1 protein-coding gene is annotated in these 520 nt (G+C 40.2%); it reads right to left on the bottom strand.

Annotated features, from left to right (window positions below):
• A partial coding sequence (locus G6042_RS00695) for a hypothetical protein (protein WP_211161600.1) occupies positions 1-520 on the bottom strand: 520 nt, incomplete at both ends.

Here is a 520-nt window from a genome sequence, read left to right as displayed (position 1 = left end):
GTTGGGTAATACTGTAACGTTAAATTCGTATCGCCGTTTAAAATATACGCCTCGTTTTGGGTTAAATCAACGATTGCTTGTCCTGAGTTGGTTGCGTTTTCACAAACTGCTGGTAGCACATCTGGATTGGTATTTGGCTCTGGCGCTGGTAATACTCTGATGTTTAACGTGGTATAACCTACACATCCTTGCGCACTGATGATACGAACACCTAACGTTTGTACTGCTGGTGATACATTGGTATAACTAGTAATAGTCGTGATTTGGTTGGTGTCGTTTTGTGCATCTAGCAAACTTGGATAGTACTGGAAGGTATATCCTGATAATGGGGTAATTTGTCTTACTGTTAAATCAAATACTGCAAATTGGTCGTTTGGTAAAGTATCACATTCGTTGATGGGTTGTGGCGTTGGTACTACTAATGGTATGCCAACAATTACTTGGAATGTGCCTAAATTATAACAACCCGTTGCGTTGTTTTCTACACGTACCCAAATGGTTTGTCCATTGCTTGCTGAAT

The sequence above is a fragment of the Flavobacterium solisilvae genome, from assembly GCF_012911605.1.
Taxonomy (GTDB): domain Bacteria; phylum Bacteroidota; class Bacteroidia; order Flavobacteriales; family Flavobacteriaceae; genus Flavobacterium; species Flavobacterium solisilvae.
This window is presented reverse-complemented; position numbering and strand designations above follow the sequence as displayed.